General features: G+C 57.0%; 21 protein-coding genes and 3 pseudogenes. 9 read left to right on the top strand and 15 right to left on the bottom strand.

From position 1 onward, the window contains the following. Positions 1-12 precede the first annotated feature (12 nt). The 3 genes and pseudogenes from LT948_RS16845 to LT948_RS16840 form a co-directional block, all read right to left on the bottom strand. Positions 13-414: a hypothetical protein gene (locus LT948_RS16845; protein WP_172405642.1), complete on the bottom strand. Its 402-nt coding sequence runs from the start codon at positions 412-414 to the stop codon at positions 13-15. Positions 415-718: 304 nt separating this feature from the next. Further along, complete coding sequence (locus tag LT948_RS33260) at positions 719-859, bottom strand: DUF4113 domain-containing protein (RefSeq protein WP_225877070.1); 141 nt, start codon at positions 857-859, stop codon at positions 719-721. Positions 860-991: 132 nt separating this feature from the next. Continuing rightward, positions 992-2,013: pseudogene (locus LT948_RS16840) on the bottom strand (Y-family DNA polymerase); the annotation flags it as partial. A gap of 104 nt (positions 2,014-2,117) precedes the next feature. On the opposite strand from LT948_RS16840, the gene LT948_RS33180 reads away from it, so the two are divergent. Continuing rightward, positions 2,118-2,240: a hypothetical protein gene (locus LT948_RS33180; protein WP_255251286.1), complete on the top strand. Its 123-nt coding sequence runs from the start codon at positions 2,118-2,120 to the stop codon at positions 2,238-2,240. Between the two features lie 998 nt (positions 2,241-3,238). Here the strand turns inward: LT948_RS33180 and LT948_RS16830 are convergent. Further along, positions 3,239-4,063 carry an Ig-like domain-containing protein gene (locus LT948_RS16830; protein ID WP_232197097.1) on the bottom strand — a complete coding sequence of 275 codons (825 nt, stop codon included), beginning with the start codon at positions 4,061-4,063 and terminating at the stop codon, positions 3,239-3,241. 151 nt (positions 4,064-4,214) lie between these two features. Then, positions 4,215-5,138, bottom strand: coding sequence for a prepilin-type N-terminal cleavage/methylation domain-containing protein (locus LT948_RS33175; RefSeq protein ID WP_269465862.1), 924 nt, complete (start codon positions 5,136-5,138; stop codon positions 4,215-4,217). 107 nt (positions 5,139-5,245) lie between these two features. On the opposite strand from LT948_RS33175, the gene LT948_RS16820 reads away from it, so the two are divergent. Next, positions 5,246-5,953 carry a DUF7673 family protein gene (locus LT948_RS16820; protein ID WP_034036499.1) on the top strand — a complete coding sequence of 236 codons (708 nt, stop codon included), beginning with the start codon at positions 5,246-5,248 and terminating at the stop codon, positions 5,951-5,953. 27 nt (positions 5,954-5,980) lie between these two features. Here LT948_RS16820 and LT948_RS16815 read toward each other — a convergent pair whose 3' ends face one another. Beyond that, positions 5,981-6,958 carry a hypothetical protein gene (locus tag LT948_RS16815; protein WP_010792934.1) on the bottom strand — a complete coding sequence of 326 codons (978 nt, stop codon included), beginning with the start codon at positions 6,956-6,958 and terminating at the stop codon, positions 5,981-5,983. Between the two features lie 545 nt (positions 6,959-7,503). Here LT948_RS16815 and LT948_RS16810 point away from each other — a divergent pair. Further along, positions 7,504-8,121 carry a hypothetical protein gene (locus LT948_RS16810; RefSeq protein ID WP_010792932.1) on the top strand — a complete coding sequence of 206 codons (618 nt, stop codon included), beginning with the start codon at positions 7,504-7,506 and terminating at the stop codon, positions 8,119-8,121. 133 nt (positions 8,122-8,254) lie between these two features. Here LT948_RS16810 and LT948_RS16805 read toward each other — a convergent pair whose 3' ends face one another. Next, a complete protein-coding gene (locus LT948_RS16805; protein ID WP_021018588.1) occupies positions 8,255-8,731 on the bottom strand; it encodes a hypothetical protein in 477 nt (158 codons plus the stop codon). A 159-nt stretch (positions 8,732-8,890) separates the two neighbouring features. Between LT948_RS16805 and LT948_RS16800 the strand changes: the two genes are divergently transcribed. Continuing rightward, on the top strand, positions 8,891-10,273 hold the full coding sequence (locus tag LT948_RS16800) for a hypothetical protein (RefSeq protein WP_232197096.1): 1,383 nt from the start codon (positions 8,891-8,893) through the stop codon (positions 10,271-10,273). Positions 10,274-10,335: 62 nt separating this feature from the next. Here the strand turns inward: LT948_RS16800 and LT948_RS16795 are convergent, their stop codons facing one another. After that, positions 10,336-10,590: a hypothetical protein gene (locus LT948_RS16795; RefSeq protein WP_010792929.1), complete on the bottom strand. Its 255-nt coding sequence runs from the start codon at positions 10,588-10,590 to the stop codon at positions 10,336-10,338. Positions 10,591-10,966: 376 nt separating this feature from the next. Between LT948_RS16795 and LT948_RS16790 the strand changes: the two genes are divergently transcribed. The 4 genes and pseudogenes from LT948_RS16790 to LT948_RS33345 all read left to right on the top strand — a co-directional run. Next, on the top strand, positions 10,967-11,326 hold the full coding sequence (locus LT948_RS16790; RefSeq protein ID WP_010792928.1) for a DUF805 domain-containing protein: 360 nt from the start codon (positions 10,967-10,969) through the stop codon (positions 11,324-11,326). A 780-nt stretch (positions 11,327-12,106) separates the two neighbouring features. Beyond that, positions 12,107-12,628, top strand: a complete 522-nt coding sequence (locus LT948_RS16785; RefSeq protein ID WP_126610436.1) for a TniB family NTP-binding protein — start codon at positions 12,107-12,109, stop codon at positions 12,626-12,628. Positions 12,629-12,699: 71 nt separating this feature from the next. Next, positions 12,700-13,131, top strand: a complete 432-nt coding sequence (locus tag LT948_RS16780) for a hypothetical protein (RefSeq protein ID WP_176492062.1) — start codon at positions 12,700-12,702, stop codon at positions 13,129-13,131. A gap of 23 nt (positions 13,132-13,154) precedes the next feature. Then, positions 13,155-13,350 (top strand): annotated as a pseudogene (locus LT948_RS33345) (3'-5' exonuclease); the annotation flags it as partial. A 484-nt stretch (positions 13,351-13,834) separates the two neighbouring features. On the opposite strand, the pseudogene LT948_RS16770 reads toward LT948_RS33345, so the two are convergent. The 4 genes and pseudogenes from LT948_RS16770 to LT948_RS16755 all read right to left on the bottom strand — a co-directional run. Further along, positions 13,835-14,044 (bottom strand): annotated as a pseudogene (locus LT948_RS16770) (hypothetical protein); the annotation flags it as partial. A gap of 53 nt (positions 14,045-14,097) precedes the next feature. After that, the gene (locus LT948_RS16765; RefSeq protein WP_010792921.1) at positions 14,098-14,994 is read right to left on the bottom strand and encodes a hypothetical protein; all 897 of its coding nucleotides are present in this window, start codon (positions 14,992-14,994) and stop codon (positions 14,098-14,100) included. Positions 14,995-16,133: 1,139 nt separating this feature from the next. After that, a complete protein-coding gene (locus LT948_RS16760; RefSeq protein WP_010792920.1) occupies positions 16,134-17,207 on the bottom strand; it encodes a hypothetical protein in 1,074 nt (357 codons plus the stop codon). A 30-nt stretch (positions 17,208-17,237) separates the two neighbouring features. Continuing rightward, positions 17,238-18,428, bottom strand: coding sequence for a hypothetical protein (locus LT948_RS16755; RefSeq protein ID WP_010792919.1), 1,191 nt, complete (start codon positions 18,426-18,428; stop codon positions 17,238-17,240). Between the two features lie 207 nt (positions 18,429-18,635). Between LT948_RS16755 and LT948_RS16750 the strand changes: the two genes are divergently transcribed. Continuing rightward, complete coding sequence (locus LT948_RS16750; protein WP_223271182.1) at positions 18,636-19,235, top strand: hypothetical protein; 600 nt, start codon at positions 18,636-18,638, stop codon at positions 19,233-19,235. Between the two features lie 132 nt (positions 19,236-19,367). Here the strand turns inward: LT948_RS16750 and LT948_RS16745 are convergent, their stop codons facing one another. From LT948_RS16745 to LT948_RS16735, 3 genes are all read right to left on the bottom strand, one after another. Next, positions 19,368-20,444, bottom strand: coding sequence for a hypothetical protein (locus LT948_RS16745; RefSeq protein ID WP_010792917.1), 1,077 nt, complete (start codon positions 20,442-20,444; stop codon positions 19,368-19,370). A 17-nt stretch (positions 20,445-20,461) separates the two neighbouring features. Further along, positions 20,462-21,040, bottom strand: coding sequence for a hypothetical protein (locus tag LT948_RS16740; protein ID WP_010792916.1), 579 nt, complete (start codon positions 21,038-21,040; stop codon positions 20,462-20,464). Between the two features lie 118 nt (positions 21,041-21,158). Further along, on the bottom strand, positions 21,159-21,581 hold the full coding sequence (locus LT948_RS16735; RefSeq protein WP_010792915.1) for a TraR/DksA family transcriptional regulator: 423 nt from the start codon (positions 21,579-21,581) through the stop codon (positions 21,159-21,161). Between the last annotated feature and the right edge of the window lie 152 nt (positions 21,582-21,733).

The raw sequence follows: 21,733 nt of genomic DNA, 5'->3' as shown, positions 1-21,733 counted from the left end.
CCCGGCGGGCCATCAATCGATGGCCGGCCGGAGCGAGAGTTTTTTCGGCGTTGGTCCCCCCGCTTTCCCCCCCTGACTACCCCGAGCCTTGAGTTTCTTCAGCGCCTGGTTTTGCCGTTTCCGTTGCAGGAAGGTTCCCATTCCGCGATATTCCAGGAACAGCTCAAGTTCTTCATCCTTGTTGGGCCGTATCAATGCGATGTAACCCTTGGAAATGTAGCGAGCAGGCTTGTCCTCCCGCTTTCCTCCAAGCAGAAGGCCCTTGCGATCATGATCAAGCACAAAGCCGATGAAGTGGGTTCCTGAAATCAGAATGATGGAAATCTCTACCTTGTGCTTCAGGCAGTAATCGAGGTAGCGATTTTGCTCGACTTGGGAGCGATCAATCATTGGCGTTGGTGTCTGTTGGGGCATACACATCCTTGTGCCCTCATTGTTGGGTTTTCATCAGGCAGCATAGAGCCGCGCCACATTACCGGGGACGGCTCCTGAGCATTTTTCATACCGGATACTATCGGATTGCCATCGGATTTTCCCCTCTGTCATGCGCTAGAAGGGAAAAACATCAGAGCATTCCTATTTGGTTTCGCGCCTCGAGTAGAAGGTTTGGCGCGGCTTTGACTGGCGTCGTAGTAAAGAATTCTACGGATCACCGTAAGCTAGGCTGATAATTGTCAATTCATGGGTAATTGCAGGAATACCGTTGACGATCGGTGTTTCATCGTGCTCGAGGAAGCTCCCGCCAACTGGTCGTGTATGAGGGAGAAAGCATCTCGCGCCGCATCGCCCAGCCGGCTTCCACTGGGATTGATGCTACCCGCAATGCCCCGCGTCCGAATCGTTCATTCACCAGGTCCATTGTTGCCATGAGGCTGTCGACGTTTCGCCGCGGTTGCGGGGCGAACATATCGTGAGTCAGACCCTCCAGCTGGCTGAGCCTGCACAGTTGTATGGTGCATTTCGAATATGCGAATCCGTCCCGGTAGATCCCGTGAAGGCCCTGGTTTGCGGCCTGAATTAGGTCGCGGGTGTCTGCAGTTGGTGTTGGTAGGAGCATTCTGGCCCCGTTCCAGTAACGTTCTGCAGGATCGGCAAACGGGCTGGTTTGAACCGAGACAACAAGTTCGCTGCAGACGGAGTCCTGCTCCCGAAGCTTTTCCGCTGCGCGAGTGGTGTACGCGGCCACTGCCTGGCGCAATTCCTCAAGCAGGTAGACACGCCGGCCGAACATCTTGGACGACACGATCTCTTTCTTCGGATCAGGATCATCGTGCATTTTCAGCCACTGCTCCCCGCGTAGTTCCCGGGCGGTTCGTTCCAGAACCTTCGAGAACATCCTTCCGATGTGCCTCGGGTCCGCGCTGGCAAGGTCGAATGCGGTCTTGATCCCTAGAGTCTCGAGTTGACTGGAGAGCTTACGGCCTACACCCCACACCTCCCCCACCGGCGCGAGTTTCAAGAGTTTTTGCTGGCGCTGAGAGTCCATCAGGTTCACCACGCCGCCGGTTGCCGGCCAATTCTTCCCTGCCCACTGTGCGAGTTTGGCCAACGTCTTTGTCGGCCCGATGCCCACCCCAACTGGGATATTCACCCACTGTCGAACTCGTGCCTGAATATCCCGGCCCAACTGCTCCAGGTCGCCGGGCATTCCAGTAAGGTCACACCAACATTCGTCGAGTAGACCTCGATGCTGGCGACCAGAGTGCTAATGGTCCGCATCACACGATTCGACACGTCGGCGTATAGCGCATAGTTGCTCGAAAAGGCTGTCACTCCCCTCTGGTCGAGAAACCGCTTCACTTTGAAGTATGGGTCGCCCATCTTTAGGCCCAACGCTTTAGCCTCCCGACTTCGTGCGATGATGCAGGCGTCGTTGTTCGAAAGGACCACGACTGCCTTCTGTGCCAAGTCCGGACGGAAGATCCGCTCACATGAGCAGTAAAAGCTGTTGCAATCGACCAGGGCAAAGACGCTCACAGCATGCTCCTGAGCAGCATGCTGATCACTCCCCATAGTTCCACCTGCTCTTCGTCGGCCAGGATTTCGCGATGGCGGCCGTCGGCTCCTACCCGTGCAAGATGTAGTCGTTCCAGTGCTACCCGCTCCACGAGCGCCAAATGATGCTCATGGTTCGCCACCACTATTACTACATTGCCGGCGCTAGGCTCGAGGGCGCGGTCGACCACGAGTACATCGTTCCGGTGCACTCCGATCCCAACAAGATCGTCGGTGTCGACTAGCCAAAGCCAAATGTTGGGTGCACCCCATCCCACCGCGGCGTCAAGGGAGGGAGGAAATAGCGAGTGATCCTCAGCCGGGCTCTGGAAACCAGTGATCTTCAGGCGCTGCTGCGCCAGGGCGAGACTGGACAGCCGCCGGCCGGGAGACGTAAAGCAGTCCATCTGGGCGGTCGTCTCAAAACTGTATATGCGTACAGTATAGAGATCAGCCCCGGGTTGGCGTCAAGCTGCGCGCACTGGGTATGTCACTGTCAGCGGGGAGGATTTTGCTGAAGGGGGGCCATCCATGGCCTCTACCGTGCAGTATATGGCCGGTAAATGTCCCAGGCGCGACTGCGGGTTACCGCCGGTCAGTTCGAGTCAGCGTGCATCGATTGCTGCGAAACGTGGAGCAAACCTCAATATGTGTTGGACAGGGAGCGTGGGCAGGATGGGCGGAAGGAATGGGATTTTCGGGGCAGGCTGGTCGGGACTCATCCTGCTGGCAGGGGTGGCGCTACTTGCGCCTGAAGCCGCATACGCTGGGAAGCTAGGACAGGCACTGGGCTCTGCTGCTGGCAGCGTCGGAGGGACTGCGGTTGGAGGCGTATCTGCAGAAGCAACCCGACAAGCTCTTGCTGCCAAGGGCATGACCGAGGATGACTTCTTCCGAATGCTGTTCGCTCGAGGCATCCCTCGCGCAAAGCAAGATCTCCCCAAGATGATCGACGCAGAAACAGAATTTTATGACGTGACTGGTAGCGGTAGGGAATGGGGATACTGGTATCGATTCCGTCGGTATGCATCTCGAGACCTGGACCCTGCAGCGGTAAAAAAGGCACTCGGCCCAGAGATCATTTCGAAAGTCTGCGCGACGCCGAACATGGTCTCCCCGTTCATGGAGATGGGGGGAACCTATCGGTACAACTATGTTGGAAGGGATGGCCAACTGATCATGTCAGTTCGGGTGAGTCGGCAGGACTGCAACTGAGTCCTGCCCGACTCACGAGTTCGACTCTTTACTGCGGAACAGAACAGGCCTCGTATTCCTCACGACTCGATGCGCAGTTTTTGCCGAGGCAGGTGGACTGTCGGAATTTTCCTATAGTGTAGATTCGGCCGTTGTAGGCGAAGCTATCAGTCGCGTTGGCAACCTCTCCGATGTACTGCCCTAGGTAAAGCCGGTACCCCTGTTTCGGCCCACCGGTGTTCGACACGCCATGATCCCAGCCGGTGGCGTAGACCCCGTTCTTTGTGAATGAGGACCAAGCACAACTCGGGGTGCTCTGTTTGGTACCGACGGCTTGCTGGGAACGTGCTGCCTGGACAGTTTGATATAGCGGGATCACCCCCCCAACGTTTCGGACCTGGCCAGTCACCAGGCTCACTTCCCGGTTTTGTTGGTACGCGATCTGGTTTTGGTAGCAAACGGCAGACTGAGTGAATGATGTTCCCTGATTGATCGTGCTCGCGTCGGGTGACCAGGCGCTGCAACTGTACGGGGCTCCAGAGTCCTGCCAGGCTGAGTACATCGCACTGGTAGATACCCACTTATCGGTGAACGGCACAGAGATCTGCCCTGTACCTCCTTCCGCCGGCGACGTCGCGCTCACGGTGGCCCCGCCAATTGTCTTCGACGAAGTGAGAACGACCGATGTCTGGCCGTTCGCATCCGTCGTCGTCGTCGCAGCACTGAGACCGCCGTCGCTGGTGGTCCAGTTGATCACTACGCCCCTGCCGGCGTTGTTCCCATCGTAGTCCTGGACTGTTGCCACCAACGTCGCCTTCTCACCGAGGGCAGCGAGGGAGCCCGGGGTTGCCTGGATGACAATCGTCAATCCCATGTTGCAGGACCGCCATCCATTCCCCGATCGATCGCAAACGACCTTTTGCCACCCACTAGAGCTGGACCCGCTACGGATGGGCTTCCAAGAGTCCGCTGAGACAGTCGTCGTTACGGACATCAAAAAGAAGGCCCCGGCCACTGCCAGGGCCTTAAGGTTTGCAAACATAGAGATTCCCCGCACTGTCGAACGCCAAAGAGCCTTTCGGGAAGCTGGCACACGATTGACCTGTGCTTACGATCGCCGGGCTCCAGATAACCGACTTCACCCACTTGCCCCCTTGGCAGGTGAGTTGCGCACCGGTGGATGTCGTAGCGACGAGCCCCGCTTTCGCGCAGCCCCCTCCCTCTGCAGCCGTGCCGGTGAACTCGACGTAGCCGGCGGTGCTGATATTTCCGGTAGCAGCGACCGTTTGAGCGTTGACTGCGCCGGCAGCGTTGAGGGTTTGAGCGTTGACCGCATTGACCTCGTTGATGTCGTTGTTACCCATCAGCAGGTTGGTACGCATGCGGTTCATTTCCGCGTTCGCCGAGGCCAGGCGCGAGAGCTTCCCGTCCAGGGCTGGTTCAGTCCCTGGAACCCCAACAGTGGTGCGGATCTGGTAGGTGGATGAGTTGATGATTTGAGAACCCGGTAAACCATTCACCACAACCCCGTCCCAGTCTTGGGTGGTGTTCTGATCGACACTGAAGGTGTACTGGGTGCAGGAGGTTGTGATCGGGTAGTTGTAACGGTTGATATTTGACACCCCTGCGAGCATTGGCGGGGTTGTCGCTCCGAGCGCCTGAATAGCATTCGAGCATGTAGCATCACCTGGCCAGGTGCCCTTCTCGCTTCGATAGGCCCGTGCGGCGTCGATGATCGCCTGGGTGTCTTGGACTGTGGTGTCCGCGCGTTTCTGGTTCACCCTGGTCATGTAGTTTGGCACTGCTGCGGCGGCGAGCATCGCCGTGATCGCAAGCACTATTGCCAGCTCCATTAAGGTGAAGCCCTGCTGGCATTCCCGCCCCATCTTCATTGCTCCTAAGCAGAAGTTGTAGGCACCAATGCTACGAGCACATTTGTTGGACTCCATGTCAAAACGACACGCTGAAATTCCTACGATGTAGGCGGTTTCGGTAAATCGTGGAGCAAACCTCAGATCTGGATTAGGCTGTTCCGGTCAGCAAAAAGGAGGGACTCATGATGACTGACCCTGGTCCGGAGCAAGCTTCCGCCAATATTGGTGAACAGCTCGAAAGTCCATACACACGGATACGCTATGCAGGAGAGAAAGCCCTGCATCGACTCTTGCCCATTGCCCAAGGCGACGGCATCCAGAACCAGGTGGTCAGGTCGCTGCTGCTGGGCTGTTACAACGGCCAGGATTTCCCGATCGATCCTGCCTCGTTGAGGGTGCTTAATCGCAGCGTCATGGAAGACTGCATAGCTCTGTTGCTGATGGACTCCGCCCCCGCGATGGAGGTACACCAGTACGTAGAGAACGGAAGTTCGGTTTACAATGGAATGGCTGAGCGTTGGCAGCCACCGAGCCGCATCCAAATGCAGATACCGACGTCGGAGGACGAAACATCAGAGGTCCTTCGGACCCTCGGGAAGAAGTCCCTGCAGCATTTAATCGCTGTGGCTCAAGGCTTTTCTGGACAGTGCCGCCATATCGCGCGGTTCTTGGTGGGGTGTTACGACGGATGCCGATACCCCTTCGACCCCACCAGGTTCCGTTGTATCGACCATGACCTCTTCCTGGAGTGCATCGCGGTAATCCGCCTGCTGTACGAAACCCGCCATGGGATCGACAAGAACATCCTTGAGGGGGTGAGCGTGTTCAACAGGCTGATTCAGGATTGGTCGATCGAACCCTATAGCGCAGACGCGGAAGCTGTGCGATGAGGGTAGGCCAAGCCACGCGGTGCAGCTTCAGTTAGGGATGCCGGAAGGGCCTGGTTCAAACGGAGGAACCTGCGCTGCACTGACATTCCCAGCGGACGGCATCGCATGGCCCCGGCGGCTGAATCGTCTGTGATGGAAAGCGATCAGGAAAAGGGCCAGGTAGATCCAGATCGAGTGGGCGACCGAGCAGAGCACGTAGAACAGTCGCAGGATCACCCGGTGCGCGCCCACCGCATCGGCGTAGTCGACGATTACCTTGTAGAGGCCTGCCTTCCTGTACAGAAGAACGGCCGCAATGCTTCCTGTCTTTTCATCATTGTCGATGCCGACAGTGGTCCCCATTTCGGTAAATGGCCGAGTGGAGAGGTCGACATAGGTGCCGAAGATCTGGCCCCGGAGCGGCGCCGGAAAGTCTTCAGCACGTAACGACGTGCCTGACCAACACGCCACCCCCTCTGCCTTGCACCCGTCCTGAAATTCCGCACTGGGAAGATCGAGCAGGTTGCGGTGCTGCCAGGCGATGTTCCAGTTCCACCCCGGGAGGGCAGTTTGGACTAGGGTGACGTGGAAAATCAGCGTAGTGCCGATCACGGCGGCCTGGGCTCCCAACATGATTATCCGATCAAGCGTCCGCCACCGTCTCACGACGACCAGCAAGATGAGCCCACTGGCAGCAATGCCGGCGAGGAACGTTGGAACGAGCTGCGGATTCGACCCTTCCGGAAGGAGCAGGTGGCCAAGAGTTTGGTTTTCCCCGTAGCGGAAGATCACAAGAGCAAGAGCGAAGGCGCCAGTGATGAGTTTGGGCGAAAGCGTGCGACGGAAGAACAGGATCATCGAGAGCGAGAAGGACAGGTAGAGCAGGAACTGCGAGTAATCGATGACCAGGTCGAAAGCATGCCGAGAAAACCACTCTTGGAACGTGCCGGACTGCAGCTCCGTCAGGCTGTAAGGCGATGAGTCTGGGGAGGGTTTTAGAAAGGTCTTGAAGAGGTTTTCAGACATCGGAGGGCACGCATACCAAGGATCGAAATCTGGATGCTACTTCCCGATCGCCCGAGTACCAGCGAAACCGGTCTTGGAAAATCCCTAAACCGTAGGTTGGGAGCCCGCAAGGACTTTCGGCCACGAAAATGGGAGTGCAACCGTTACCATCAGGCCTGTAGCAACCTCCCTGAAGGAGTCCTTAGATGCAGTGCCGATGCGGGGCCGCCACCAAAGGCCGAAGCTCTGTCGTAAATAAGCTGGAAGCCGAGTTGTCGTACCAGGAGTGTGATCCCTGTGGCCGAGTCCACATCGAGCACCTGAAAGTGCGCGGCCAAATCGTAGCCCGCGGCCGCGATGCCAGTGAAATATTCAACGGCGACCTCGAGCGCTTCCTCAGCACACCCCAGCAGGCCGGGTTTGCGTTTTAACCTCTGGAGATAACCCAGGCCGCCTGGTGGTGACTGCCACCGCCCTCTCGCTGGTCGTGCCGTGGCCGACACTGGTCAAGTGTCGCGCGGGCGGTATCATGGTTCAAACCATTGATCACGTTCAGCGAGACAAGCATGCCAGAAATCCAGGAACTCCCTCCTGAGGAGATCCCGAAGCAGATCACCGCCAGGCATGTTACCCGAAGTCTTGGGCAGCACCTTGAAGCCTTCCTGGCTGCGAACAACCTGGAGGGGTGGAAAGCCGAGGAGGAGTATGTCCTACGGGACGACCGCCTGGCCGATCAGCTTTTGCTGTTGACCCAGGTAACCGGCCTCTATATCGGGCAGTTCAAGCGTTACAGTACCCGCTTGCTGAAGCTCGCACGAAGGAATGGGGCTGAGATCAGGCTGACTGAGGTACAAGGCATGGTGGCGCGCGCCTTGGGTTATAACTCCTATCATGTTGCCTATAAGTGCCGATCGGTTGACGATTTCATCGACAACCTCTGGCCCCAAGGTGCGGCAATGAGTCTGGTGAGTCTGGACGGCGCCGTCGCCGGCATGCGTCAGCAGAGCGCAGTGATACAGCGCCTGATCGACCGATACCGCTTCAACAAGGAGCGCGACAGGATGGTCAACGCCGGTGCTAAGCCGGGCGGCCAGGCCGATCCTAAGATGGCCAAAAAGATGCAGGGTGAGCGCCGTAGGCGCCATAGTCTGCATCGGAGCGACGGGATCAAACTTCGCGATTGACCCAGGTGGTAACTGCGAGGTCTGTGACATTCAAACGCTGGCGGACTTTGAACCAAAAGAAATGCAGAAACCGGGCTTGAAACCCGGTTTTTTGCATTCTGGCGACTCTGTGATCGGGCCGGCGGTTCGCCTGCTAGTCCAGGCTGACAAGCCGCGTTTCGAGGGTGTACTTCTTCCCGGCCGCAGTCCAGAAGATCGTCGACTCGCCGCCGTTTACGGCCGCCCCAGTACCCGAAGTGGCTAGTTGAGTTGCGCCGATTTCAGGAATGAACTGGTCGACGACCAGGTCGAAGGTCACCGCCTTTTCGGACTGCCGCTTCTCTGGGACGGCATAGGGATGGATGGCCACGATGTATCCCGAGCGTGATTTTTCGAGCGCGCCCTCTTTCACGATATGCAGCTGACGCCATTCCGCTTGAGTATTGAGCTGCGCGGCAATTCGGGGCCGCTGCAGCACGCGCTCCTGCTTGTTGGCATCGATTTCCTTGATCACGAACTCGAACGTGGCCACCTGTTGGGCGGGCGATTCTTTGAAGCAGGTGGAAGAACAGCCGGCCAGCGTCAGTGCAGCCGCCAGGGCAGTGAGAGTGGCAAATGAGCGTTTGACCATTGTTACCTCGGGTCTATGGGGAGCGATCGAGGCCAACGGTATCGAGCGAAAACAGCAAATCCCAGTCAAGTTGATGGCGCGGATTCCTTGTTGATGTCGGATTGCCGCGACATGCCAGGAACAGGCCTACACTTTCGAAAAACTGCCGGAAGCATCGCGATGCTTACCCAACACTTAACAGTTGCGCAAAGCAAGTATTTATTCATCGGCAAGGTCTGCATGGCGTACCGGTGCACCGATGGATTGAATCCGCAAGATCTGGAGCGGCACGAACTACGTCCGCTTGTGGTCGCAACGCTCAGCGTTGAGGGGCTTGGGATCTACTGGCAGCGCTTGTACTTCGGTGATGAACCCATCCCACTCGAGTCTTTTTTGTACTTGGCATGGACAGAGTTCCACACCCTCGGGGGCATGCCTGGCCACCTTCTTGTGGAATCGGAATTGCTGGACGATTACCCGTTGCGGCGGGTCCTGGGGCAGATGGATAAAGAGAAAGTCATCAAGAAAGTGGCCATCGGCCATGGGCACCCATTTGGATCAACCAGGAGGCAATCACAGAACCTGGTCAAGCACAGCATGGTTTCCCTGGAGGAGTTGACGGAGCACCGGCTGGAGAGTCAAGAGGCGGTATTGGCTCGCTTGAACCAGGGCTTGGAGGGTTATCACCGGGTATGGGAAAACTCGCCGAGGCCTGGACATGCAGAGGATGCTTTCCAGAACCACCGCCTGAGACCGGTGCACCTTCCGCACTGGCCGCAGCACCTGGTGGGGCTGGATATTGCCGATTGGATGAAGCGCCAGGCGCGATCGGTACCACCGATGGCCCCTCATGAGGAGCTCAAAATCAAATACCAGACGGGATGGATGGTTTCCGTGACCAAGAAACCCGTTGCAACTGAGATGCTCCGTGAGGCATTTCGCACCGTGATGATGACCGGTGACCGTGAACCTGCAGGGCTCTACGACATAGAAGATCTGCTCTGGTTTAGGTCGGTGGTCCGGGGGCTGCCCTTCCCGCCTCAAGAACTGTTCGGCTCTGCTCTGGAGCCAGGGAAATGGCCGCCTTTTCTGAACGGAAGCCTGGCCATCAATGGCGCGACCGCGGATCGACTGGAGTCCTTGCTGGAGCGCAGCATGGAGCGAAAGGGTTTGGTGCTTTTTCCGGAAAGCGAGGATGCGTTCTGTGATTCGCTGAACCTGCTCGGTGGGGGTGGTGATGAGCGCTGCTGTGCTGAGCTGGTCGGTGGACCGTACCACGGATCGTTTCGCGTCTTTGCCCTGGACGACGATGTGTGGCTGAACATCTTGGCCATCCCGCGAGGATCACCGGCAGACACACCAGATCTGTCGGAGTGCCTTCATCAGACGCTTGGCGAAATCGATATTGGGCCTCCGGGCCTGGCCGCCATCAACTTCTGGCTGGAGAACCTCATCCAGGGCCACTCGTGGAACCAGAGCTTGCTACTTCTGGGGATGGTGGAGGTCATGCTGTCGACCATAGCGCTATGGCGTGAAGCCGATCGGCCTGCAGATTGCAGGTAACTCCCAAGCCTAGCAGGTAAAGAAGGTGAGGTCGGCTGGACTGAGATTCGAGTTGCCTGCAGCTACGACATATCCGGGCGTGGGCTACCTGACCAACGGCGGACCTCAGCTAGTGCTTGATCATCCAGCTGTGCCTGTAGCAGTGTCCAGGGGTTGATTCCATAACTGGAAAGTCTTTCGGTATTACACCTCACGTACAACTGTTGTGCCCACTCGCGCAGTTCAGCATCACTCATCGCTCTGGGGGAGCCAGTCGAATTGTCCTCCATGAGGTTCAGTTGTTCCATACCGAGCATCCGGCGAATGAACTGCAGCATGCTCATTTCTCCTAGTAGTGGTTGTCGCCGCTGATTTGCACACACAGCGGCTGATGTCCCTATAGGGTACCGCACCGCCCAATGTCGGTAAGCCAAACGGTACCTCAGTGGCTGCGGCCGTCTGGGGAGGTATACTCCCTCGCCTCAATACATCGAGGTCGACCAGGTGTTCCTACGCCAATTTTTCCTGAAATTCACTCTGTTCTTCAGCCTCATCATGCTAGGGCATCTGCTCATCCCAAAGGAGGTGGCAGAAACCCTGGTAGTTGGTGCCTGGCGTTACATCCTGTGTTTTGCCGGGGGAGCATGCGGACTCTGAGATAGGATGAGTGTCCGAGCTGCAGAGCAGCGGCTCGACATGTCCAAAGGAGCCCGCGTGAATCTTCTCTCCCACTACTGCCGGCATTTCACCGGCGCCTTCAAGTTCAAGAACCGACAGGGTCGGACTTTCTTCTGGCTCTGTCTGCTTGCCGACGTATTCCTGGTATCCGTTTTGGTCGCTTTGAGCCCCTTCGGGTTGCTCGGCAGACTTCTGATCCTCCTCGCGCTTCTGGTCATCGCCGGCAATGCCATTCAGCGTCTGAAAGACGCCGGCGTCACCCCTTGGATGCTTCTGCTGTGGTTCATCCCCTTCGTTGGCCTGGCAATCCTGGCCATCCTGCTCCTACTCCCCGGCCGTAAGCCGGTCGACCTGCCGGTCGCGCCTCCCTCCTCGCCTTATGTTGGCGGGAAGTGAGCGCTGAGCTGGCCGCACTGAGGCAAACTTATAACAACATAGCCGTCGGCGCTCTCCGGCCCGGCGGTGCTCCCTTTTCCTTCCGCGCCGGCGTCACCTCTGCAAAAGCCCAACCTGGCCTACTACCCTCGCCCTTGGCAGCTCGGTCGAATCCGGAGTGACCTATAACAACATAACCTGCGGTGGGCCTGATGGCGGCGCCCCTCCTGATACCCCCTTACCCTGTCCAACCCTTTAAAGGGCCTACCTGCCGGTGCCGGGTTGCCTACGCCGCGCGTGGAAAGAAATGGGGAAAAGGAAAGAAAAGAAAGGAAAGAAAAAGGGAAAGGGTTAGACAGGTATGGGGGTGGGTTATGCGATGCGGAGGTCCAGGCGGGTGGAGATGGTGCAGGAGGAACGCAGAAATGGCCTGAACCTCCTAGGTTATGTTGTTATAGGAGGTGGACAGGTAGCGCCCTTCGATCGAGGGAAGCCGCCTTAAAGGGTGAGGTTTTACAGAGGAGGTTCAGGATGGCGGTTGTAGCGTCGTGCGTTATGTTGTTATAGGTAGAAGTCCTATTGCGGAACCACTCCGTTGTCAAACAATAAAAACTGTCGCAAGAATTGGGGGGGCGTTGCCTAAGCCAGGGCACAGTGGCCTGGGAAATGAGCCATGCGCCTGCGAGTACCGGTGCCGGGTGCGACACTTTTTATTAGTTCATGCTTGGGCGGGGAGCGCATTCCAGCAACCTGTCTATCGTTACAGCATACGAAGAAGCCACTCTGGCGCGGAGGCAAACAATGGAGCAAGTAAGGCTAAGTGATCTTGGTAAAATTTTTGTAGATGAAGATTCGAAAGGCTCTGTTTTGCGACCGAGGGTGTCTAGTCGCGGTTATCTTCTTGTCTGTGATGACGAAGCGGTTAGAGATTCAGCAGTCAATTACCTAAAAAGGATAGATTACTTCAGGTATTTAGATTTCAATGCTGAACCTCAAGGAAAGCATATTTCGGAAATGGTAATGCAAATTTATGGCGTTCGATACTACGATCAAAAGCGGCTAGGGTATGAGGTTTCATTGTTAGCGCCCAAGTGTTGCGGGGACTCCTTGGTCGTGGATAACTTCCAGGACATAGGCTTGCTTATTGTTCGCGAAGTAAAGCTTGCACTCGCCTTTTTGAGGTCGCTTGGCAGAGAACCATATTCGATAACTGTCATCGGAGTGGGATCACTAGAGTCGTTGGATATTATTAAACTTGACCGCCAGTTGAATGCCGCATGGACAACTTACGAGCTTGTTGGGGATTCTATTAAACAAGAATGACTAAGAACGGTCCCTGAACCGCGCATGAAAAAGGCTGCTCGACGGCGGCCTGGCGACAACAAAGATTATGAGTGATCCGAACAATCGACCTTGATGGTTTTGAAATGCCAATCTCCAGTGAGTCACTGGCTCATCCGCTAGGGGACAGCGAGCGCGAGATCGTTTGTATCTGTCACAGGTACGACGTCGGTGAGCAGCAACAGTACCTGCAGAGCATCACTGGAGAGAGTCTGGCAAGACGAGCCGCGCTGTATTGCCAGCTCAAGGCAGAAATGTGGTTCGGTAGCGCAGTGCAGGTGAGCACCAGCGGAATAGCTGAGGCGCTATCGGCGCTTTACGGCTACGAGAAATTAAGAGCCCAGCAACCCTATTCCATAGTCGACCTCTACCAGGTACGAGCAACGGCTGTCCTCGCCGGTTACCATGAGGACCTGGTGAATGATTCGACGCTTGAGCGCACTGGCCTGAGAGATTTCCTCGAGCCGTATGTGCTTGGTCGGTAACCCAGATCCGACGAGGTGAGGCCATGGATCAAGTCCAGCTCGAGGTACTCAGAGCTGAAGCAATAGCGGCCGACAGGTCCTTTTCCAAAGGTCGGCTTCGGGACGAGTTCCGGATGAAGCCGAAACCTGATGCGACGCCGGTGGCGCATTACAAGAACGGTTATGGTGGGACCTTCGGTGTGTACCGAATCGCGGACTGCCTCCCAATGCGGGAGCGCAAGGCTGCTGCCCCCTCCCCCAAGCAAGTCCGGGCGGCGGCCATACTTGCACTGAAGGGCCGGATGCAAAGCAAGGTGGCCAAGGCCTCTCATGTCGCGGTGCAATGGCTGGCCACAGCACCTCTCGTGCTTGATGCCGAGACCACCAATGCGCACCCGACGCATGTGCTCGGCGCGGGCATGTTCGTGGGCTGCTCGGTATTCATAGCGGCGGGTTCCGTCGTGGGTTCCTTTTACAGTTTGAGGATGCTGCTGAAGCAGTCCGCGTGATGAGGTCAAGCATCTCGGTAGTGGACAGAGAAAAAACCTGATCCTCGCCGGAAAGTGCGCTCCATTTTTCCAGCCCAAGATCTTCGGCTAGTGCTGCACTGGTGACAGCCATAGAAGAGTCATCAGTGAAGAGCACCACCAAGATACCTCCAACAACGTCGACCTCCTGGACGCCGGGGAGGGTCGCTAGGCTTTGAGGAGAAAGCGGTGTGTAGTCAGTAGCCATCGTGTGTTCCTCTGTTACGCGATTGGGACGATCCAATCCTCAAGCCGGGTACGCGGTCGAACTCTCGGCGGTTGTTGGTGACAACGATCAGCCCCTGAGAGTTGGCGTGCCCGGCGATCACCTGGTCATAAGGGCCGATTTGTTTGCCCAAGCGGGCCAGCTCAACGCGGAGCTGACCAGTGTGGGCGGCAGCCTCCAGAACAAACCCGACAACCAAGCGAGGGTGGATGTCGGGTTTGCGTATTAACGCCCTCACTCTCGAGCGAAATGGCTCTTGAGGGCTCCCAGCGCACTTCGTTGGAACCTGAACTTCCGTTTCGAAGATCCGTAGGGAGCGCCTGGCACGATCAGGCATTCGCCCCGACGTCCATTCACCATTTCTTCCAGCTGGAGTCTGCAATCATCCGAACGCAGTTCGCGGCTGCATTTGATGTGCAGGGAAAATGGATCGCCAACTGGTTCATCGGGAATGGTCTCGTGCTCCCACGGCCCCGGCTGTTTGCATAGGATCAGGCCAACACGCCACATGCGAGCAATCTCTGCCACGTCGACCAGACTTTGCCCTTTAGCGCAGTGGTAGCGCTCATCGAGCACAACCAGGTCTCCCCTTTCAGGTTTCGTAGGGCTCAAATCAAGAGGCCCCACCATGTGTGTTTGAGCCATACGTTCTGGGCAAACGACAAGAGCGCAACGTCCAGGATACTTCAGCGAAATTCGATCCCAGACATCCTGCCAGCCGCACTCAGAGACCTCTCCGACAACTGATGTCGGTTGGTGGTGAAGAAGGCTTACCAGGTGCACCCGGCCGCGGCAGGAAGACAGGTAACGATCAGCAATTAGCAATGCTGAGGTGGACTTTCCTGCTCGAGTTCGCCCCGTTACCGAAATCATGGGGCGTGTCTCAGTAAGAGATACAGTGAATACGCCGCCGGCGTACAGCGGGAGAGCAAACCTGGCCAGCAAAGTCTCGTCATCATCGCAGGCGAGGAACTCCTGGATGCGATGCCAGGGGACCTGAGCGCCATGCGCGGCGGCAGCTTGGTCCAGAGCCTCATGGAGACTGAGCCCCTCTGACTTGGCCAGCTTTTTGGCATCCTTCTTCACCTGGTCGAGGGATGCGCCGGAGGGGAAACGGTTAGAAATGGTCAAAGCATGCTCCTTGGCGGCAATCTTGTGCCACGCCCACTAGACACATTGCCTAGGGCAATGCTTGGAGGAAGAGAAGTATTGAAGCCATGGCCTAATCCGGCCTTCGCCCAAGGTGGGCGTGCGAGCGCTGGCCAGCGCTCCACTGCGATACTAACCCAACTCCAGTGCATTTCCAGCGAGGCACCTATGGATGATCCACTTTCCGAACTGCATGCAGACTTCGTGTGGTGCAGGCTTTCTGATTACTGGGGGCCTGTGACCTGGTCGGCCGGGGATGTTTGGATTACAAGGGATGAAGATGGCTGGTGGCTAGACGATGACCGCTCAGCGACGGAAGACCAGGTCAGAGAGCTTCTACAGCGAGCTAGAGGCAAGGTAGAGCTTCATGGCTGCGGCCCCCTGCGCCCCAGGTAGGGTTTGCAACGTAACCTATTGATAATCCTTCCCACCTTGGTGAAGGAGAGGCTGGAAAGCGGACCGCGAAACCAGCCTGGGCCAGCGCCCTTTCACAGTACGATCAGTCCTGAACTGGATGAGGACTGAATCCATGGATCACCTAGACATACATCATCCGCCGGCAGCGACTGAAGACGACTGGCAAGCCCGATGCGGTGTACAGAAGAGCGTGCAAACCGACCGTTATGGTTGCGGGGTAGCGTGTTTAGCGATGGTTACCGGCTGGACATATCAACGAGCTCGGGAGCATTTCGTAAGCCAGGGGCTTGGCAAAAGGAGGCATGGCCGACCGCCCTTCTCTACGAGTTCGGGCGAGATGAGGATGGCGGTGGCCACGGCAGGACTTCTGACAGTGACTCGCCGGTGGCGGGGATGGGCCGATCTTCACGGCCTGGCGATAGTCAAATTGCGCGACATACGTCCCGGAGAAAGGGAACGATGGCACTGGGCTGTGGCGTTTCGACACCCCGAGTTTGAAATCGCAGTCTTCGATCCGCACCGAGAATGGCCGGGGTTCATTCAACCGCCAATGGACACCCTCTGCACCATCTTTGAGGCATTTCAGCCGAAAGGCGAATGGTTGCAGGTCGAGCAGAGCTTCCCCTTAGCACCAGCTGTCATGTGACGTTTATGGTGCATGTCTCCCATTCTGACCTGATGGGAGACACTCGTTCTGCAGAGCCTCAGGCCTGGGGCAGCTTCACTACTCCCCACCCACTGCCGCCGGCGAGGACCACTGGCCGGTCAATGTTGGGAAGGTGCAATTCAGGAAAGTCGCAGTAGCGCTCCATTGCACGGGCAAATCGCATGGCCAACTCGAAGCCATTGTCGCGCTGCTCGGGCACAGGAAGAGTCTGGCCCGAGACAATGTCGACCACCACACTCCCCAACGATTTGGAGTTAGACGACAAGGTGAGATGCCATGCGCTCTGCCCTTCAAGGAAGCTGCCGAAGATCGAGGTTTCGACGTCATCGAGCACTCGAAGCTGTGGCTCCCTGAAAAAGACCACTGCGGTTTGTGCCTTCGCTCCCTGCGGTGAAGTGATCCATTCATAAATCGCATAGCTGGTCTGATCAGGGTTCAGCTCAGGGTCAGGCGCCAAGCCAGTCATGAACACAGGGACCGAGCCGAGTTCGGAGTCGCTGAAATAGCCCAACCGTGCGACAGGTAGTCCAAATGGTACGTCGTAGTCACGCCCGTCGCTGAGCTCCAGGTTCCAGCCGAGATGCTGGAACATCGCCATGTACACCCGCTCATTGGTGAAGTGGCAGCCGCGGCGGTAGTTTTCTTCAGTACCAGGAACAAGCGCTCGATTTTCTTGATCCAGAGCGATGAGGATTTTGTCCAACCTCGAGGAAGGCGACTCACCCTCCTGATAAAGGGCCTCTTTGACGGCCGCGCGAAGCGGCACGAGTTCAAATGAGCCCAGGGGATTTGCCCATAGGAAGAAATTGGCGGTCGCCGGCTTCACACCGAACTCGTGGATCAGGATTGAGCGATGTTCTGCAAGAGTCGAAAGCCGAAGTTCCGGACTCAAATCCTCAGTCATGAACACGCAGTTCTGTTCTGGGTTGCAGGCCTCGACCATTGCGTTCCAGTGATGCCACCCTGACAGCCTCAGGAACACTTCACGACTTCGATCTTTCAGGCCTGGAAGGAATCCGGCCAGACACCCGACCCACGCACGAGCATAGTCCTCCGCAGGGAAGATCATCGGCTTGTCCAGCTGGGGGGCAGATGTATTGGTCTTGATCACAAAAACTCCTAGAGGCGGTGAGCACTCTGCTCACTCGCCATGATTCGACAAGCAGCTCTTCTGCCAGTCCGTGCCGTGAATTCGTACAAAGGCCTCCATTTCAGGAGACAGCGGACTCTCGATCCTGAAGTCTCCATAGGCCTCAAGAAATCTCCCCCACCGTTCTCGCAACAGCCCGCCGCGCCTGTATTTAGGCGCCAGCCAGATCCAGGATAAAGTCCAGGGGCTGCCTGATGGTTTCGTTTCCGTCTCGTAAAGGAATGCACAAGCGCCTGCGATCGTGCCGTCAGCACCAGCTGGAATCAGGTAGCCGTGCCAGTCAGCCGTTGCTTTAGTCGACATCGTTCCGGGCCACTGGACAAAGTCGTAGGCAAAGTCCGAGCGGAAACGCTGGGCGCGCTTCAATACCTCCTGATGCATCCACATGGGCACCGATGCGTCTACCCGCTCGGCGCCAGCGCCACACTTGAGCCTGGCCGCAAACCGCTTGTTCGGGCCCGGGTCCAGTAACCGCTGTGTTTCTCTATGAACCTGACGATGTGCCTCACGATCATTACGACTGCTGGGCAGGTAGGTCGTACCGCAGTAGGCACAGGTTTTTAGTGCCGAGTTGACGTCACGATATCGGGGCCCGGCTACTTCCAGCGACAACACATCCTCCCCTTGGAGCACCAATGTGAAGCGGTTTCCTAACTCATCCCGGTGGCGCTTGGTCGTTGGAAATGCCGGCTGGCGCTCCACATCTGACCGGAGGACTGTCGTGGTACAGCCGCGGGAAACCTCATAGGTGAGGATGAGGTACTCCGACTCCGTCAGCATGGGCTTGCCTGCCAGGTTGCCCTTTATCGCCTGCACCAGCTGACCAGGTGAGACAGCGAAGCCCAGGCGTTCCATGAAGATCAGCAGAGCAACGGCATCGGCAACGGCATAGCCATCCAACCACAACACATCGTCGTCGAGGCGCCTGGGCTTCCGGCACAAGCTGACTTTAGGGATTCTGAAGTAGGCAGCCAGTGCCTCTGCGTATCGGCCGGCCGCAGCAAACCCGCGGTACTCAGTCGCGATAATCAAATCATCGAAGTCGGATCTCGAAATACCGCCACACTCCAACAGTGCACGCTCGGCCGGAGTTAATCTCATCCGATCATCAAGCCGGGGGCGCTTCTCCGTCAGCAGTTTGTAGATCCGCTGCAACTGATCACTGGAAAGCTTGCCGGTCAAAAGCTACCTCTCGTGTCGCGGCTGTTTGGGGAACAGGCAGTCTAACGACCGCCGGGCAAATTCAAAGGCGAATTCCCCGAGTGGTCACGTGCGGGTAGAAACGGATCAAGCTACTTTGAGGTTAACCATCCCTCAGAGGACCTCCAGATGACAGCCACAAGGAAGAGGCACAGCGCTGCCTGGTTGATCTCTACGGCTTGGATGCTGATGACTACCGCTGCAATGGCGGCAGAGAACCCTACCCAGGGCGACCCATTCTCACCAACCACACTCAAGGACTGGGTATCAGTCATCAGCACCCTGATCACCATGGCCCTGGCGATTTGGGGTATCTGGAGCGGCTTGAGGTCAGCCCGAAATGCGATCCAAGAGAAGCGAAAGGAACACCGTCAGAAGCAGCTTGCCGCTGCACGGGACATGATGAAGGAGATTTTCACAGATCCACTCGCCCGCTCTGCGATGCGAATGATGGACTGGTCAGGCCGGACCTTCACCCATGAAGGCCAGACCTACGTCGTTCACTGGAGGGACCTCAAACCAGCCCTTGTCGTGCATGAGAAGGGGATGGGGTTCAGCAAGCAGCAGGAGTTCATTCGTGACTGCTTTGAGGCCTTCTTCGATCACATGCTGGTGCTCGAGCACTTCCTTGATCAGGACTACCTGCACGAAGCCGACATTGCTGTGCCCTTGGAGTATTACGCCGGGCGCGTCATGTCATTTCCTGATACTTATGACGGGTTCCTGCGGGCTTATGGGTACAGCGAAGCACGCGCATTGATGCAACGCCTTGCGGAAGGCGGAAAATAGGGCCGGCACCAGGGCGAAATCCCACATTTCGTGCAAAGTGCCCTTGCTTACACGGCCTACGATGGGGCTTTGTCCCTTGCTGTCTGCTCTGCAGGAGTCCGCATGAAACTGAAGGCCTCCGCTGGGGCAGAATCACTCCATCGGCGGGGGGAGCAGGATGTCAGAGAAGGGCTCAGGCACCACCACATTGTAGGGTTTCAGCTGTTCGAGGAGCCCTTTGTAGCCGAGCAACGGAATGGTTCGAGCAGGTTCACCAAGGTCGTTGCCAAAGAAGTTTTCCCAGTGCCCCAACAGCACAAGACGCGGTTTGGTCACCCTGAGGAGCCCTGTGGGGTAGTAACTGACTTGATTCCACCCTCCCCCGCAAAGGATCTCGACGTCGACGCGCTTTGAGTCAGAGATTATGGGTGGAAAGCCCCATGGAGGTTCAGCGGCGCTGTCTTGATAGTGAATGCGGTAAACCGGCCGACCATCCTCCCCGAGGAGGTCAATCATCCAGGCCAGAGTTACTTCACCAAGTCTCCAGTCCAGCAGACCAGTCGGCAAATCGTCGAGTTCCCAGTCGTACTCACCTGGGATGAAGTTATGGCCGAAGAGGTGCCCGGCATGCATGCTTCTAATAGGCATCACACGGATCGAACCCACGGAATTTGCTCCGTTTACGTCCCCATCAGTGATGACCTTCCCGTCGGAGTAAAACCATGTACCAGGTCGGGAGGGATCACGATGGTCGGTTATCTGCTGCTGACTTGGCACCACCACCGCGCCAGCGCCAAAGATCCGCTGTCCTGAGCTGTTCTTTGCTGCATGAAGAATGTGCTTAACCGTTTCAGACCCGTATACGACCGCTTTCGGAGAGTGCTTATCTACGACCCGCGGCACATCGAGAAGATGATCGTAGTGCGCATGACCCACCAGAAGCATCGTCACGTCTGCTGCAGGCGGCATGTGTCTGTCGACCTTCTCGTTGTCGGCTACCACTCGGGCCGGGGGTATCCCAGGAATGCCGAGGCTGGCCGGGTTGGTGTACGAAGGCGCCAGCAATAGCCCCTCCCCACGCCAATGTATGAGCCAGCCACCTACGCCAAGAAACTGAATCTTCGGCTCATCGCCCCAATGGTGATTCTGAACCGGTAACCCTTCTGAAAGCGGCTCATGAGTACAGCCGACCAGCAAACTCAATCCCAGTACGATCGATAGCCCTCGCATGGTCGGCACCCCTGCTGTCAAGGTTCGAAGCGGTATACGCGGTGGTAGAAGGCCCAAAGCATGGAAAACATCGCGACCAGCAATACCCAGTGGGTTACCTCTGGCTTGAACAATGGCAAGAGGAAACCCAGTTTGAAGTAGTCGATTCCAAGAAGGCATACCAATAGCATGCCAAGGACCAATAGCCCCCTGGGCCCCTTCATCATGCGAAGTGGATGGGCAATAACAGCAGAGAGGGGAACTCCAAGCAGTGCCAAATAGACAACCCAGACCTGCTCCGAAGGGATCGGCTCGTTTAAGAAGCGAAGACCAGCGAAACCCAGTAGCAGCGTCAAGCAGTCCACCAGGTCAGAGACGAAGGCGCGCCTGGTGTAGCCCTTCCCAAGATCATAGTGCCTGACCATCAGCCTGCTGAATTGCAGGCAGTGGTAGCCAATGAACCAGGCAGCCATACACAGAGACCAGCCGTTTGGGGACGCGCTCTCGAGAAATACCCTGGCATGCAAGGCACTAACCGTCCAGACAAGAGCGGCTCCCAGCGCTGCCGGGTAAAGCAACCCTGAAACGAGAAAGTACATGCGGGGACCGACTTCCATGATGCAGCTCCTAGGTAAGAGATGTTCAGCCTGCATTTTGACTGATCATAGAACCTGAGGAGTGAGGAAGTAGGAAGATCGAAAGGAGAGTCGAGGGGGCATGCCCCCTCGCTGGAGGTCATGCTACACGCTGGCGCTGCGCACGACGTTCCTGAATCTCTTGAGCATCGATGCAAAGGCTTGCAGTCGGCGCGACCAAAAGGCGCTTGAGCCCAATCGGCTGCCCAAACTCAGCGCAGTAGCCATAATCTCCTTCTTCGATCCTTTTCAGTGCAGCCTCCACGTCCAACAACTCTGCCTGGTCCCGCTTCAGCATCCGCATTTCCATCGCGCGCTGCTCTTCCGCGGAGGCAGTATCCGCCGCATCCGGGAGACGCGCCTCGGAGTCATCGCGGAACGCCTCTGCTCGTTGAGCGAGCAGGCCCTGTAGGTGCAGTTTTCGATTGAGAAGAAGTTCCTTGAAGAAAGCCAGTTGCTGGTCGGACATGTAATCCGACTCCGGCGCGGAAAGCAGTTGCTGCTGAGTGAGTAAGGTGGACATAGGCGATTCCTTGTGAAGAGGTGGATGGCCCGAGCTTAACGAGGCCTCTCCCCTCTTCAACTCAAATGCCTCCGCTAAATCCCCGGCTACGCAGTCTTGAACCACAGGACTGCACCGTTATGGTCACCGTCCACACCAGCAGGAGGACATTC

Origin of the sequence: Pseudomonas sp. CP-1, assembly GCF_021213715.1 — a bacterium.
GTDB classification, from domain to species: Bacteria; Pseudomonadota; Gammaproteobacteria; order Pseudomonadales; family Pseudomonadaceae; genus Pseudomonas; species Pseudomonas aeruginosa.
The sequence above is the reverse complement of the archived record's forward strand: the minus strand, read 5'-3'. Positions and strand labels throughout refer to the sequence as shown.

What these genes read in the sequence shown, in the direction of transcription:
- LT948_RS16845 (WP_172405642.1), bottom strand. Translation starts at nt 414, where the DNA reads ATGCCCCAACAGACACCAACGCCAATGATTGATCGCTCCCAAGTCGAG.
- LT948_RS33260 (WP_225877070.1), bottom strand. Translation starts at nt 859, where the DNA reads ATGGACCTGGTGAATGAACGATTCGGACGCGGGGCATTGCGGGTAGCA.
- LT948_RS33180 (WP_255251286.1), top strand. Translation starts at nt 2,118, where the DNA reads ATGATGCTCATGGTTCGCCACCACTATTACTACATTGCCGGCGCTAGG.
- LT948_RS16830 (WP_232197097.1), bottom strand. Translation starts at nt 4,063, where the DNA reads ATGGGATTGACGATTGTCATCCAGGCAACCCCGGGCTCCCTCGCTGCC.
- LT948_RS33175 (WP_269465862.1), bottom strand. Translation starts at nt 5,138, where the DNA reads ATGGAGTCCAACAAATGTGCTCGTAGCATTGGTGCCTACAACTTCTGC.
- LT948_RS16820 (WP_034036499.1), top strand. Translation starts at nt 5,246, where the DNA reads ATGATGACTGACCCTGGTCCGGAGCAAGCTTCCGCCAATATTGGTGAA.
- LT948_RS16815 (WP_010792934.1), bottom strand. Translation starts at nt 6,958, where the DNA reads ATGTCTGAAAACCTCTTCAAGACCTTTCTAAAACCCTCCCCAGACTCA.
- LT948_RS16810 (WP_010792932.1), top strand. Translation starts at nt 7,504, where the DNA reads ATGCCAGAAATCCAGGAACTCCCTCCTGAGGAGATCCCGAAGCAGATC.
- LT948_RS16805 (WP_021018588.1), bottom strand. Translation starts at nt 8,731, where the DNA reads ATGGTCAAACGCTCATTTGCCACTCTCACTGCCCTGGCGGCTGCACTG.
- LT948_RS16800 (WP_232197096.1), top strand. Translation starts at nt 8,891, where the DNA reads ATGCTTACCCAACACTTAACAGTTGCGCAAAGCAAGTATTTATTCATC.
- LT948_RS16795 (WP_010792929.1), bottom strand. Translation starts at nt 10,590, where the DNA reads ATGCTGCAGTTCATTCGCCGGATGCTCGGTATGGAACAACTGAACCTC.
- LT948_RS16785 (WP_126610436.1), top strand. Translation starts at nt 12,107, where the DNA reads ATGGAGCAAGTAAGGCTAAGTGATCTTGGTAAAATTTTTGTAGATGAA.
- LT948_RS16750 (WP_223271182.1), top strand. Translation starts at nt 18,636, where the DNA reads ATGACTACCGCTGCAATGGCGGCAGAGAACCCTACCCAGGGCGACCCA.
- LT948_RS16745 (WP_010792917.1), bottom strand. Translation starts at nt 20,444, where the DNA reads ATGCGAGGGCTATCGATCGTACTGGGATTGAGTTTGCTGGTCGGCTGT.
- LT948_RS16740 (WP_010792916.1), bottom strand. Translation starts at nt 21,040, where the DNA reads ATGGAAGTCGGTCCCCGCATGTACTTTCTCGTTTCAGGGTTGCTTTAC.
- LT948_RS16735 (WP_010792915.1), bottom strand. Translation starts at nt 21,581, where the DNA reads ATGTCCACCTTACTCACTCAGCAGCAACTGCTTTCCGCGCCGGAGTCG.